This is a genomic window from Paenibacillus sp. GCM10023250 (genome assembly GCF_042653205.1).
Lineage (GTDB): Bacteria > Bacillota > Bacilli > Paenibacillales > Paenibacillaceae > Paenibacillus_Z.
This window is the reverse complement of sequence record NZ_JBHSHY010000005.1, coordinates 151,699-164,900: the sequence shown is the minus strand read 5'-3', so window position 1 is coordinate 164,900 and position 13,202 is coordinate 151,699. Positions and strand designations below refer to the sequence as shown.

The following is a 13,202-nucleotide window of genomic DNA, read 5'->3' as shown; positions in this document are numbered from 1 at the left end:
CTATTTTACATTGTTTGCTGTGCTTTTTTCATTTGTTCCGGATAGCCGAACGTGCCGTGCTCGGACAGGTCGAGACCGATGATCTCTTGCTCTTCCGTAACGCGCAGGCCCATAACCACTTTCATGATGCCTAGCAGCAGGAAGGAAGCGATCAGAACGTAAGCGCCGCAGACGACGACGGATTCGAGTTGTACCCACAGCTGGTGCCAGTTGCCCGTATCGATGATGCCGCCTTGGCCGACGCCCAGCTTCTTGGCCAGCTCGTCGGTCGCGAAGATGCCGTTTGCGAGCGTTCCCCAGATGCCGGCCGCGCCGTGTACGGAGAGCGCGAAGATTGGATCGTCGACTTTGATCTTTTCGAAGAATTTAGCGCTGAAGTAGACGAGCACGCCTGCAAGCAAACCGATGACGACTGCCGCCCATGGCTCGACGAACGCGCAAGTCGCGGTGATAGCGACGAGACCGGCAAGAGCGCCGTTCAGCGTAGTCGTGATATCAGCTTTGCCGTTCATGAGCCAGGAGATGAGCAGCGCCGCTACCGCGCCGCCTGCCGCGCCCAGCTGGGTATTGAACGCCACGTAGCCGAAGAAGCCGTCGCCTACGCCGAGCGCGCTGCCCGCGTTGAAGCCGAACCAGCCAACCCACAGAATAAGAACCGACAAGGCTCCGAACACTTGGTTATGACCGAGAATTTCGTTGGCGGAACCGTCTTTGTTGAAGCGGCCGATCCGCGGTTTCAAGAGCACCGTGGCCGCGAACGCCGCGATGGCACCCGTCAAGTGAACGACCGTCGAACCTGCGTAGTCTTGCGCGCCTTTGGAGAACAGCCAGCCATCCGAGCTCCAGATCCAGTGCGCGATGACCGGATAGATCAGAGCCGTGAAGAGCACCGTAAAGACCAGGTAAGCGGAAAGCTTGGCTCGTTCCGCGAAGCCGCCCCATGCGATGGACAGCGATACGGCCGCGAACGCCAATTGGAAGGTGAAGAAGATTGCGGGAGGAAGACCTACGCCGTCGCCCGCTGCTTTATCCGGCGAGAAGAAAAAGTCGCCCGAACCGATGATGTTGCTGATCGCGGTGCCGGTGTTGTCGGCGCCAAAGGCGAACGCGTAACCGATCGCCCAGTAGATCAAGGTACAAAGACCCAGCGTGAAGACGGTTTTGCCGGCGATGTGACCGGCGTTCTTCATCCGCGTCGAACCCGATTCCAACAGGATGAACCCGCCTTGCATGAGGATGACCAGGATCGCCGCAACGAGCACCCAGATCGAGTTCAAGCCCATGTTCAGCGTTGCCGCGGACGGGTCGTCCGCGAAAGCCATTGCCGGGAACAACAGCAATAAAGCTCCTAACGAGACAATCAATTTTTTGACCACAACGACCACTCCCTAATGTAATGTTTCATGACATGATAGGAAAGACTTAATGCCATTATAGTCAGAAGTGCCTGATTTGACAATATGGTATTTTGATTTCTACGAAAAATATCTAACATTCAAGTCCGACTAAAGGACGAATGTTAAGTTTTTTCACGGTTTGCCCGATAAAACGGTCTATTCCCCTTCCCATCCTTCGCCTTTTTTACAGTTGGTTCCAAGCGCCATCTAGCAAATTGACCCTGCTCGCCCCCTCTTTTTCGCAGCCAATGTTTCCCATGTCAGCTTTCTTTCAAACAACAATTGTCAAAGCATTACGTTTGACTGTATGGTTCAGGATTTGTATCATAGTGACATAGGATCTTATGTACATACCCGTCTTATAATGAAAGAGGTGATTTCGATGACCGAACCCGTGTTGTACCGGATCGGCGAATTAGCCAAACTTGCTGGCGTCAGCCCGCGCACGATCGACTTTTATACCTCCTCGGGACTGATCGAGCCGGAACGCCGCTCGGCCAAAAATTATCGGTTGTACAGCGATGAAACCTTAGCGCGATTGAAACGTATCGTAGAGATGAAGAAAGACAAATATTCGCTGGATGAAATCAAGGCAAGTCTGTCCGGTTGGGGCAAACTATCCTCAAAAGAGGAAGTCTCCGGCCAGCTGATCGAGCTGGAGATTCATCTGGGGCAGCTGCAGCGCGAGGTCATGGCGATCGAACCCGTCATCAGCCAATTGAAGCCGGGACAGGCGAAACAGGTATTCAAACGGCTTATTCCCCAGACGGCCGCTTGCGTCGAGGCGTTGATGCTGCTGCTGAACAAAGGCGGATTCATGTAGCATTTCATGAAAACGGAGGGAATCAGTCATGTTTTTTCATCCCATGGACTTTCTGATCATCATCGCCTTCATTTTGTCGGTTTGGGCGCAATTTCGCGTACGCGGCACGTTTAACCGGTGGGCGGAAGTGCCTACGACCAGCGGGCTGACGGGCTATCAAGCCGCTCGGATGATGCTGGACCGGAACGGCCTCCATGACATCCCGGTCGAGCCGGTTCCGGGCACGCTCTCCGACCACTACGACCCGATTCACCGCGTTGTGCGCTTATCGGAGCACGTGTACTACGAAAACTCGATTTCGGCCGTCTCCGTGGCTTGCCACGAGGTCGGGCACGCAATCCAGCACAAAGTACATTACCCGATGCTGGCGCTGCGTCACCGCATCTTTCCGGTCGTCAATTTCGCTTCCGGCTTCGCGCCCCTGCTTCTTATCGCGGGCTTCCTGTTCCACGCGACGGGGCTGATCGGGCTTGGCATCGTCTTCTTCTCCTGCGCGGTTGCCTTCCAGCTCGTCACGCTGCCGGTCGAATTCAACGCCAGCAACCGGGCGCGCGACATCATGGTCGCCGAAGGCTTCATCACCAACGAAGAAGAACGCGGCGTGGGGAAAGTCTTGAATGCGGCGGCGCTGACATACGTAGCCGCGGCGTTGATCTCGCTCCTCGAGCTGATCAAGTACATCATGATTTTCAATCAAGAACGCGAATAATGATCGCGAGCATGCATTAAAGGCGGGCAGCCAATGCCCGCCTTTTTGTCGTTCTTTGCGCCGCCCGCTCCTTGCCACAGATACAAAATAGGCCCGGCACCTCGTATCGGTGCCGGACCGGAATTGCTTCTCGCCGAGCCTTACGTCCGGAAGCGGCTCAACGTTTCTTTCAAGCCGGTCGAGACGGTTTCCAACTGTTCGGACAGCCGGACAAGCCCTTCGCTGATGTTCGTCTGCTCGCTGCTGAGCGAAGCGACTTCTTCGGAGGTCGCCGAAGACTCTTCGGCCACGGCGCTGACATTGCTCATCGCCTCGGACAGCACGACCTGCGAGCTTTCGAGCATGCCGATGGCATCCGTCACAGTGCCGAGCCTGCCGACGAAATCGCCCATCTGACCTTGAACAGTCAGGAAGATTTGGTTCGCCTCCTTGACCGCTTGGATTTGCTCCTGGAAGATAGGATACGCGTCCGAAAGCACGCTGACCGTCTCGTCGATCTCCCGCTGGATCGTCTCCGTGATCTGACCGACGACGTCGATCGATTGACGGGACTGGTCAGCCAGCTTGCGGATTTCGTCCGCGACGACCATGAAGCCTTTACCGGCGGTTCCCGCGCGAGCCGCTTCGATGGTCGCGTTCAAGGACAAAATATTCGTCTGCTTCGTCATGTTGTTCAAGACGTCCAAGATTTTGCGGATCGAACGCGTCGATTCCTTCAAGCGGTCGACCTTCTCCACCATGGAGCGCGTCATTTCTTCCGTCATGCCGGTTTTTTCGATCAGCGTGTTCATATATGCGGTGCCTTGACGGCTCGCCTTCTCGACTTCGGCCGCGGCCTCGCCCATCTCTTGGTTCGCTTCCGTAACCTTCGCCATCTGTCCGCCGATCTCGCTCGTCAAGTCGCTGCCCTTCTCCGCTTCGACGGCGAGGCTCGTCGCCCCGTTCGCGATTTCTTCCGTCGCGACGGCAATCTCCTTGGCGGAGATCGCGGTTTTCTTGGATGCGTCGGACAGCTCCCCCGCCGTCGCCAAGACGTCCTGCGCCGACTGGTTGGTCTGGTTTACCAGCACCGTAATCTGCGTCATCATTTGATTAAAGCTTTGCGCCAGCTGACCGATTTCGTCCTTCTTGCTGATCGTGGAGCGTACAGTCAGGTTGCCGCGCTCGCCTTCGTTCATCAAATTGCGCAAACTAACGAGCGGCATCGCGACGATTCGAATGACGAGGAGCCCGATCCCTATGGCGAGCAGCGCGGCGATGCCCGCGATGATATACGTCGCATTGCGGATCTGCTTCGCGTCCTTGAACAGCTCGGATACCGGTACCGTGCCGACGAGCTCCCAGCCCGTGCTCTCGAACTCGTTGTACATGGCCAGCACCTGATCGCCGTCGGAATCGGTCGTCGTCTTCGACCCTCCTTCCGCCTGTTTGCCTTCGGACGGCAACGTGACCGGGGAGGCCTGTTCGAGCTGCGCGTTATTGGCACTGTAGATGACCTTGCCATTACCGTCTTGGATCAGCACTTCACTGCCGTTGCCGAGTTTCAGGTCTTTCAACTGGTCTCCAACTTCCTTCAGACGGATCTCGATCAGCAGCACGAAGCTGCCTTCGTTGCTGATCGTATTCTTCATGACGCGGCCCATCGCGAACGTCGGGTCGGTCGCCGCGGAGGAGCCGTATCCCTTCACTTTGGTTGGCAGCCACACCAAGCGGCCCGCGCCGTCGGTAATGCTCTTCAACCATTCGGACTTCTGCGCGTCCGCCGTCGTCATGCTCGTGCCGCCCATCGTGACGGTGGACGAATCGCCGGAGATCGGAACGATCGCCGCGCCGATGATCGACTGATTGCCGAGAATGTACGATTGGACGGTATCGCTCAGTTTTTTCATCAGATCGAATTTATCGTAGTCGTCCGTCGTCCCCTTATACTGCGTCAAATAATCCTGAATGTTCTTGTCGAGCAGGATCTGCATGGACAGCGCCTCGTAGTTTTTGAACATCAGGTCCAGCTTGCCGTTCGACTGCGCGATCGCGACGGAGCTCGATTGCGCGACTTTCTCCTTGATGATCGATTTCGACGTGGAATAGGAGAAGAGCCCGACGACGAGTACGCATACCACGATCGCGCTGAAAATAATCAAGAACAACATCAGGCCGACGGATTTGATCGGATTCTGAAACTTGACGTTCTTCAGTCCGTTGACGGATGATGCATACAGCGACTTTACGCTGCCGTTCAACCCGTTATCAGCTGTTTCCTTCCCTTGTTTGCCCCTCTTCAATTTCCCCATTGCTTGACACCGCCTGGTCTAGTGATAGATTTTCCGATTCGGATGCGTTGCGGGCTTGCGTCGCCGGCAGGCCAATCTAGATCGAAACTCCCGTGCCGATTGGCAGAAACCGTTCTCGCAAGATGTTGCAATACCCAATTTATCGGTCCGGGGAAATCGTTTTGTTAGCCAAAATGGAAAATCGCACACAAAAAAACACCTTGCCGCAAGCGGCGAAGGTGTCGAATAGGTCTATAGGCATTTAGCGGACTCGCTTGCGCATCATGTCCATCGGCTTCACCGGCGAATCGGTGCGCATGACGATGTGCTGCAGCGGGTGTCTGGCGGCATCGAGCGGATGGCCTTCCGTATCCGCGATTTCGCCGACCGTTTGCTTGAAGAACGTCCCGTTCGGGCCGAAAAACTCCACTTCCTGACCCGGCTTGAAATGGTTGCGCTGCTGCACGACGGCCATTCCCGTCGCTTCATCGTACGAGACGACGACGCCGGCGAAATCGTAAGGCGCGGCTTTCTCTTCCGGCTCGTAGATATGATCCTCCGCGCCCGGCGTGTCGTAGAAAAAGCCGGTATTGAGCGGACGGTTCGCGGCTTTCCGGATATCGTCGAGCCATTCCTGCCTCAGCTCGTAATGCTCCGGATCGGCCATATACGAATCGATGGCTTGACGATAGGCATTGACGACGGTGGCGACGTAATGCAGGCTCTTCATCCGGCCTTCGATTTTGAAGCTGTCGACGCCTACGTCGATCAGGTCCGGAATATGCTCCAGCATGCAGAGGTCTTTGGAGCCCATCGTGAATTTGTCGGCGTCCATGCCGACCATCGGCAGATCGTCCTCGTAGATGTCGTACTTCCACCGGCACGACTGGCAGCAGCCGCCGCGATTGGAGTCGCGGTCCGTGAAATGGTTCGACAGCACGCAGCGGCCGGAATACGACGAGCACATAGCGCCGTGAATGAACGCTTCGATTTCAATGTCGACATGCGCTTTGATCTGCTCGATCTCCTCGAGACTCGCTTCCCGGGCCAGCACGACGCGCGGCAATCCTTCTTCCTTCCAGAACTGCACGGCCTGCCAGTTCATCGTCGACTGCTGCGTGCTCAGATGCACTTCGAGCTTCGGCGCCACGCGCTGCGCGGTCTCGACGATGACCGGATCCGCGACGATGATCGCCGCGATGCCTGCCCGCTCCAGCTCGCGCAAATAGTCTTCCAAGCCGGCGATATCTTCGTTATGCGCGTAGATATTCGTCGCGACGAATACTTTGGCGCCGTACTGCTTGGCGAACTCGACGCCTTCTTTCATTTCCTCGAAGCTGAAATTGTCCGCGTTGGAACGCAGCCCGTATTTTTGACCGCCGATATACACGGCATCCGCGCCGTAATGAACGGCGAATTTCAATTTCTCCAAATTGCCTGCCGGAGCGAGCAATTCCGGCTTTGCCAGCCGATTGCGTTTCCCCCGATAACGCCGAGGGGCTGTTTCCGTGGTCGTCACCGCATTCACCTCCACTACCTTCAAGGGTGACCTTGTCACTTTAATACACTTGCTCTTTATAGAAAAACCCGTAGGACAGCTCCCGGTCCGGATCCTGCTGTTTCACGATGGAATCGAGCCAAGCTTCGTCGAACGCATACCCGAGCGGGTCCGCGATGTACGCGTCAATCGCCGCGCGATAGGCACGCACGACGGTTTCGTTATACGTACTTGATTTTAACAGTCCTTCGATCCGAAAGCTATCGATATTCGCTTCCATCAGCTCATGCAGATTCTCAATCATACATATATCGTCGGAGCTCATGATATGGGTACCGTAGACGTCTTCATAGATCGGAAACCGCTCGTTCGGTCGTTCCGCCTCGATCAAGTAAAGGCCGTCCTCGCGCTTGCCGTGCACCGGCACGTTCTCGACGGATCCGTCCTTGCGCTGATGCTCGAAGTAATTGTGCACGAGCGGCCGCTTAGAATGATAAATGTTCGTCATGCCGTGCACCTGAACCTGAACGGCCATATCCGTGTTCCGCTTCACGTCCAGGACTTGATCCATATTCAGCTCGCGCGCGAGCACGACGCGGGACGCGCCCCGCCGTCCCCAATAATTCGCGGTCGCGTAGTTCGTCGACGTCATCTCGGCGTTCCAGTGCAGCTTCATCTCCGGCGCCGCCGCGCGCGCAGCCATCAGCACGGCGGGGTCGCCGAACACGACGGCGTCGATGTTTGCCGCCGCGAGTTCCCGGAGATATTCCGGCAGCGACGCCACCGTCGCGTTATCCATGACGTTGTTCAGCGACGCGTATACGGCCGCGCCGTGCCGATGGGCCAGCTTTGCGGCTTCGGCCATTGCAGCGGCGTCGAATTCGCCGGGGAGCCGCATACCGTACCGGGAATCGCCGATAACGAACGCATCGGCGCCCGCTTCGATCAGCCGCTCCATATCGGCAAGAGAAGCTGCGTCGATGAGCAGCTCCGGCTTTGTTGCCATTTTTCAAATCCTCCTAAAAGTTTTGTGAGCGAAGCCTGGCTCCAGTTTACCGGCAAAGAAACCAAAACTGCTTCGAATGCATTATCTATTGCTTCGCGGTCTGATTGCTCTTCGCGATGTTCTCGTTGTGCTGCTTTAGCGTCTCGGCAAACAAATGCTCGTGACTGCCGTCTTTCTTCGTGACGTAATAATAATAGTCCGTCTTCTTCGGATACAGCGCCGCTTCGATCGACTTGAGACTCGGCGACGAGATCGGACCGGGCGGCAAGCCTTTAACCTTGTACGTATTGTACGGGCTCTCCACCTGGAGATCGGACTGCATGAGCCGCTCCTTCTGCTTGTCGAGCAAATATTGCACGGTCGCGTCGATCTGCAGCGGCATGCCTTTTTTCAACCGGTTGTAAATAATCCCCGCCACGATCGGCCGTTCTTCGTCGACGACGACTTCCCGTTCGACGAGCGAGGCGATCGTCAGCATGCCGTGAATATCGACGCCGTTCGCGGCGAGCTGATCTTCCCAGGTTTCCGGCAGGCTGTCGAGCTTGCGGTCCAGCTCCTGAAGCATCCGGTCGATGATCGCCTCCGGTGTGCTGTCCTTCGGCAGCTCGTACGTCTCCGGGAACATGTACCCTTCCAGCCGGTGGCGGAGCTTCGCGTTCTTCGGAATGTTCTTGGACGCGTCGGTATCCGGCCAAGCTTGATCCTTGTCGGCCAGCGCGAGGAACGCGGATTTGTCGGCGATGCCGTCTTTCGCGAGCGTGTCCGCGATCTGCTCGACCGTGAAGCCCTCCGGGATCGTGAATCGGATCGTCGGCGCTTTGACCGTCTCGCCCGCGTTGAGCTTTGCGATGATCGCCTGCTTGTCCATGCCCGGCTTCAGCTCGTACGTGCCGGCTTGAAAGCGGGGACCCTCGTCTTTGTAACGCAGGTAGTATTTGAACAGAAACGCGTTCCGGATAATGCCGTTCTCTTCGAGCGTCTCGGCGAATTGAAACGGGGAAGCCCCCTTCTTCAGCTCTACCTGCACGGTATCGCCGGCGCTCGTCGGACGCAAGCAGTTCCAAATATACAGATACGTGCCGCCCACGACCAAGATCATAAGGCCTAAAATCACGGTAATGACCCAAAACGTAATGCGTGCTCTTCCCGGTCCCGGCGGACGCTCTTCCTCGTCCGTCCACTCGCGACCCGGCAGCTGCTCTGATCGACTCAAACCATGCTCCTCCGTTTCTCGACTATCGACGCGAATCCGCGCGGAAAGGGGCGGTCATCGCCGCCCCCGTTCCGTGCCGTATGTCTTTCCGGGCGCAACCGCCTTTAAGGACGTTCGTCGCCTTCGAACAATAAATCGTCGTACGCTTCCGCGACGGCTTCCCATTCCTCGTCGGCTTCGATAGACTCGAGCTCGGGTTCTTCCTCGCCGTCGATCAGAATCCGGAAGAAGGCGATCTCATCGTCCTTCCGCATGCTCTGCGACTGCAAGCCCGCATAAGCCCGATCGCCCAGCTGAAACTCGGCCAAAATACGATAAGGCTCCGTCTCACCTTGCTCGCCGATCAAATCGACTTCCGTACCGAAAACGGGCTTCAATATGGCAATGCGCTTCACTTCGGACACGTCCAAGCTCCCTTCGGCCCGCCAGGCAAACCGTTAGTCGTTATCGTCAATCTCGGCGAGAAGCGTGTTGAAGGTCTCTTCGACCATGTTCCACTCTTCCTCGTCCTCGATCGTATACAATTTCAAATCGTCGCCGTCTTCCTCGTAGCGGAACGCGTATACTTCGTCCGCTTCCTCGTCCTGCTCGTCTTCGGCGTCGGCGTTCAGCGGAACGACCATCATATATTTCTGATCGGAGCCGTCTACCTCGAATTTCATGACTACCTCGAACTCTTCTTCGTTGCCTTCTTCATCCGGAATATAGATGATTTCCGGCTCTTCGAACGGCATGCTGTCCTTTGTCATCGTTACCCTCACCTTTTCGTTTTAGAATCGAGATAATTTTGCAAAATGAGCGTCGCCGCCATTTTGTCCACCACTAACTTTCGCTTCTTACGGCTAACATCCGCCTCGAGAAGCGTCCGCTCCGCGGCGACGGTCGTCAACCGTTCGTCCCAAAGGTGTACGGGTACATTTAGCTTTTGCTGTAAATGTTGCGCGAATGCGATGCAAATTTCGCCACGCGGCCCGATGGTGCCGTTCATGTTCTTCGGTAATCCGACTACGATCTCAGATACTTCATGCTCCTGCACAAGCTTGGCGATCGCTTCATCTTCGCCGTTGTCGCGCCTTCGCTCCACGACGCCGATTCCTTGCGCGGTCCAGCCGAATGCATCGCTGACGGCAACGCCGATTCTGCGGTCGCCGTAATCCAATCCCATAAGACGCATGCGACGGGAGCCTCATTTCTGTTTCCGATTATTTGCTGTGCTGACTTAAGTATGAGCGTACCAGCTCTTCGATCAATTCGTCGCGCTCTTTCCTGCGGATCAAGCTCCGTGCATTGTTATGCCGCGGAATGTAGGCCGGATCTCCCGACAACAAATACCCGACAATCTGGTTGATCGGATTGTAATCCTTCTCAAGCAGAGCGTCGTAAACGGAAAGCATGATCTCTCTCGAGGAAGCTTCCCCTTCCGCCTTCACGTCGAACTTCATTGTCTTGTCCATTGAAGTCATCGCCAGCACCTCGCTTTCCAAGCCGCTTGACAGCCTTTTAATAGCTATATCATATCACATTTGACTGCGCAAGAACCAGTTCCTCGGCAATTTGGAGCGCCGCGGCCAGCTTCGACGGGTCTTTGCCCCCGGCCTGCGCCATATCGGGACGTCCACCTCCGCCTCCGCCGCACACCGCCGCAGCTTCCTTCACGATCTTGCCGGCGTTGAAGCCCTGCTTGACCAGATCCGGCGACACGGATGCGACCAGATTGACTTTGCCTTCCGCCGCGGCGCCGAGCACGATGACGGCGCTCGCCAGCTTCGCCTTCAGCTCGTCGGCGATGCCGCGCAGGGCATCCATCGACGGCGCGTTCACTTCGGCCGCCAGCAGCGTCACGCCGCCCACGGTCTTGGCCTGCGTCTCCAGCGAGCCCGCTTCGATACGGCTCAATTTGCTCTGCAGCGACTCGTTATCGCGGGTCAAATCCTTCACCTGCGCGTGCAGCGCTTCGATGCGCTTCGGCACGTCGTGCAGGTTCGACTTCAGCAGCGAAGCCGACTGCTTGAGCAGGTCGAGCTGGCCTTCCATGTGCAGGTACGCGTGGCGTCCCGTCACCGCTTCGATCCGGCGCACGCCGGAGCCGATGCCGCTCTCGCTCACGAGCTTGAACAGACCGATCTGCGATGTGTTCGCCACGTGGCAGCCGCCGCAAAGCTCGAGGCTGTAATCGCCGACGCGCACGACGCGCACGACGTCGCCGTATTTCTCGCCGAACAGCGCCATCGCGCCCATCGCCTTCGCTTCGGCAAGCGATTTGTAGTCAATGTCCAGCGTCGTGCCGAGCCAGATCTGCTCGTTGACGCGGCGCTCGATGTCCGCCAGCTCTTCCGGGCTGATGCTGCCGAAGTGCGAGAAGTCGAAGCGCAGCCGCTCCGGCTCGACCAAGGATCCCGCCTGGTTGACGTGCTCGCCGAGCACGTCCTTCAGCGCGCGGTGCAGCAGATGCGTCGCCGTGTGGTTCTTGATCGTATCCTCTCGCGTCTTGGAGGTAACTGCGGCTTGCACGGCATCGCCGACTTTCAGCGTGCCGTGTTCGACGACCGCGTGATGAAGCGGCTGCCCGTGCGGCGCCTTCGTCACGTTGTCGACGGAAAGCGCAAAGCCGCTGCCGGCGATCGCGCCGTTGTCGCCGACCTGGCCGCCGCTTTCGGCATAGAACGGCGTGCGGTCGAGCACGACCAGCACATGGCTGCCGGCTCCGGCTTCCTGCACGAGCGCGTCTCCTTGAACGATCGCGATGACCTTTGCGGCGTCCACCGTCAAGTCCTGATACCCCACGAACTCGGACTTCTCCGTGAAGTCCGCGAGCGGGCCGCCCTGCACGTTCATGCCGCCCGTCTCCTGGCGCGCCGCGCGGGCGCGGGTGCGCTGCTCTTCCATGGAAGCGTCGAAGCCTTCGCGGTCGACCGTCAAGCCTTGTTCGGCCGCGTAATCTTCCGTCAGGTCAAACGGGAACCCGTACGTGTCGTACAGCTTAAACGCGTCCGAACCGCCGATGTGCTTGCCGCCCGCCGCTTTGGCCGCTTTCACCAGCTCGCCGAGTAAGGACAGCCCGTCGGACAGCGTCTCGTGGAAGCGCTCCTCCTCCGTCTTGATGACCTTCTCGATGAACTCGCGCTTCTCGACGATTTCGGTGTAGTGCGTGCCCATGATGTCGCCGACGACCCCGACGAGCTCGAACAGGAACGGACGGTCGACGCCGATCGTCTTCCCGTAACGGACGGCGCGGCGAAGGAGGCGGCGGATGACGTAGCCGCGGCCTTCGTTCGACGGCATGACGCCGTCGCCGACGGCGAACGCCACGGTGCGGATATGGTCGGCGATGACCTTCAGCGCGACGTCGTGATCCGCGTTGACATGATACGAAACGCCGGCGATCTCGCACGTCCGGTCGATGATCGGACGGAACAGGTCGGTATCGAAGTTGGAGTCGACGTTTTGCAGGATCGACGTGAACCGCTCGAGACCAGCGCCGGTATCGATATTTTTGTTCGGCAGCGGCGTGTAGCTGCCGTCTTTATTATGATTATATTGCGAAAAGACGAGGTTCCATACTTCGAGGAACCGTTCGTTCTCGCCGCCCGGCCAGCATTCCGGGTCGTTCAAATCGCCGAACGCGTCGCCGCGGTCGTAGAAGATTTCCGTGCACGGGCCGCAAGGGCCTTCGCCGATGTCCCAGAAGTTTTCCTCCAGCTTGTAGATGCGCTCCGCCGGCAGGCCGATCTTCTCGTTCCAGAAGCGGTACGCCTCTTCGTCCTCCGGGTACACCGTGACGGACAGCCGCTCCGGATCGAAGCCGATCCACTTCGGGCTCGTCAGGAATTCCCATGCCCATGTGATGACTTCTTCCTTGAAGTAATCGCCGATCGAGAAGTTGCCCAGCATTTCGAACATCGTGTGGTGACGGCGGGTTTTGCCGACGTTCTCGATGTCGTTGGTGCGAATGCACTTCTGCGAGTTCGCGATGCGGGGGTTGTCCGGTATGACGCGGCCGTCAAAATACGGCTTCAGCGGCGCCATGCCTGCGTTGATCCACAGCAGGGACGGATCGTTATGCGGCACGAGCGAGGCGCTCGGCTCGATTTTGTGGCCTTTGCTTTCAAAAAACGCGAGCCATTTGGAACGGATTTCACTAGCTTTCATTCGGTTCAGCCTCCACATTGTCAAATGAAAATAAAAAAACGCCCCTAAAAGCAGGGACGAATCGTTCGCGGTACCACCCTGGTTATCGTCCGCCCGCACTCGCTATCCGCCGAAACGGCGCAGCATGCGGCCAAACA

General features: G+C 57.5%; 12 protein-coding genes. 2 read left to right on the top strand and 10 right to left on the bottom strand.

The window, feature by feature from the left end; genetic code table 11:
* Positions 1-5 precede the first annotated feature (5 nt).
* The gene (locus ACFPB1_RS07205) at positions 6-1,322 is read right to left on the bottom strand and encodes an ammonium transporter (protein ID WP_379223549.1); all 1,317 of its coding nucleotides are present in this window, start codon (positions 1,320-1,322) and stop codon (positions 6-8) included.
* A gap of 457 nt (positions 1,323-1,779) precedes the next feature.
* Here ACFPB1_RS07205 and ACFPB1_RS07200 point away from each other — a divergent pair, with 457 nt between their 5' ends.
* Together ACFPB1_RS07200 and ACFPB1_RS07195 are read left to right on the top strand one after the other, a co-directional pair.
* Positions 1,780-2,220, top strand: coding sequence for a MerR family transcriptional regulator (locus ACFPB1_RS07200; RefSeq protein WP_379223461.1), 441 nt, complete (start codon positions 1,780-1,782; stop codon positions 2,218-2,220).
* Between the two features lie 28 nt (positions 2,221-2,248).
* Positions 2,249-2,929, top strand: coding sequence for a zinc metallopeptidase (locus ACFPB1_RS07195; protein WP_379223459.1), 681 nt, complete (start codon positions 2,249-2,251; stop codon positions 2,927-2,929).
* Between the two features lie 140 nt (positions 2,930-3,069).
* Here the strand turns inward: ACFPB1_RS07195 and ACFPB1_RS07190 are convergent, their stop codons facing one another.
* From ACFPB1_RS07190 to alaS, 9 genes are all read right to left on the bottom strand, one after another.
* Positions 3,070-5,220, bottom strand: coding sequence for a methyl-accepting chemotaxis protein (locus tag ACFPB1_RS07190; protein WP_379223457.1), 2,151 nt, complete (start codon positions 5,218-5,220; stop codon positions 3,070-3,072).
* A gap of 241 nt (positions 5,221-5,461) precedes the next feature.
* Positions 5,462-6,718, bottom strand: a complete 1,257-nt coding sequence (locus ACFPB1_RS07185) for a peptidase U32 family protein (RefSeq protein WP_379223455.1) — start codon at positions 6,716-6,718, stop codon at positions 5,462-5,464.
* A gap of 40 nt (positions 6,719-6,758) precedes the next feature.
* Complete coding sequence (locus ACFPB1_RS07180; protein WP_379223452.1) at positions 6,759-7,703, bottom strand: peptidase U32 family protein; 945 nt, start codon at positions 7,701-7,703, stop codon at positions 6,759-6,761.
* An 85-nt stretch (positions 7,704-7,788) separates the two neighbouring features.
* Positions 7,789-8,916, bottom strand: a complete 1,128-nt coding sequence (mltG, locus tag ACFPB1_RS07175) for an endolytic transglycosylase MltG (protein ID WP_379223450.1) — start codon at positions 8,914-8,916, stop codon at positions 7,789-7,791.
* 104 nt (positions 8,917-9,020) lie between these two features.
* Complete coding sequence (locus tag ACFPB1_RS07170) at positions 9,021-9,320, bottom strand: DUF1292 domain-containing protein (RefSeq protein WP_379223448.1); 300 nt, start codon at positions 9,318-9,320, stop codon at positions 9,021-9,023.
* Positions 9,321-9,353: 33 nt separating this feature from the next.
* Complete coding sequence (locus tag ACFPB1_RS07165; protein ID WP_379223446.1) at positions 9,354-9,665, bottom strand: DUF1292 domain-containing protein; 312 nt, start codon at positions 9,663-9,665, stop codon at positions 9,354-9,356.
* 8 nt (positions 9,666-9,673) lie between these two features.
* Complete coding sequence (gene ruvX, locus ACFPB1_RS07160) at positions 9,674-10,090, bottom strand: Holliday junction resolvase RuvX (protein WP_090641626.1); 417 nt, start codon at positions 10,088-10,090, stop codon at positions 9,674-9,676.
* A gap of 28 nt (positions 10,091-10,118) precedes the next feature.
* Positions 10,119-10,379, bottom strand: coding sequence for an IreB family regulatory phosphoprotein (locus tag ACFPB1_RS07155; RefSeq protein WP_379223547.1), 261 nt, complete (start codon positions 10,377-10,379; stop codon positions 10,119-10,121).
* Between the two features lie 49 nt (positions 10,380-10,428).
* The gene (gene alaS / locus ACFPB1_RS07150) at positions 10,429-13,065 is read right to left on the bottom strand and encodes an alanine--tRNA ligase (RefSeq protein ID WP_379223443.1); all 2,637 of its coding nucleotides are present in this window, start codon (positions 13,063-13,065) and stop codon (positions 10,429-10,431) included.
* Positions 13,066-13,202: the final 137 nt, after the last annotated feature.

What these genes read in the sequence shown, in the direction of transcription:
- ACFPB1_RS07205 (WP_379223549.1), bottom strand. Translation starts at nt 1,322, where the DNA reads ATGGCTTTCGCGGACGACCCGTCCGCGGCAACGCTGAACATGGGCTTG.
- ACFPB1_RS07200 (WP_379223461.1), top strand. Translation starts at nt 1,780, where the DNA reads ATGACCGAACCCGTGTTGTACCGGATCGGCGAATTAGCCAAACTTGCT.
- ACFPB1_RS07195 (WP_379223459.1), top strand. Translation starts at nt 2,249, where the DNA reads ATGTTTTTTCATCCCATGGACTTTCTGATCATCATCGCCTTCATTTTG.
- ACFPB1_RS07190 (WP_379223457.1), bottom strand. Translation starts at nt 5,220, where the DNA reads ATGGGGAAATTGAAGAGGGGCAAACAAGGGAAGGAAACAGCTGATAAC.
- ACFPB1_RS07180 (WP_379223452.1), bottom strand. Translation starts at nt 7,703, where the DNA reads ATGGCAACAAAGCCGGAGCTGCTCATCGACGCAGCTTCTCTTGCCGAT.
- ACFPB1_RS07165 (WP_379223446.1), bottom strand. Translation starts at nt 9,665, where the DNA reads ATGACAAAGGACAGCATGCCGTTCGAAGAGCCGGAAATCATCTATATT.
- ruvX (WP_090641626.1), bottom strand. Translation starts at nt 10,090, where the DNA reads ATGCGTCTTATGGGATTGGATTACGGCGACCGCAGAATCGGCGTTGCC.
- ACFPB1_RS07155 (WP_379223547.1), bottom strand. Translation starts at nt 10,379, where the DNA reads ATGACTTCAATGGACAAGACAATGAAGTTCGACGTGAAGGCGGAAGGG.
- alaS (WP_379223443.1), bottom strand. Translation starts at nt 13,065, where the DNA reads ATGAAAGCTAGTGAAATCCGTTCCAAATGGCTCGCGTTTTTTGAAAGC.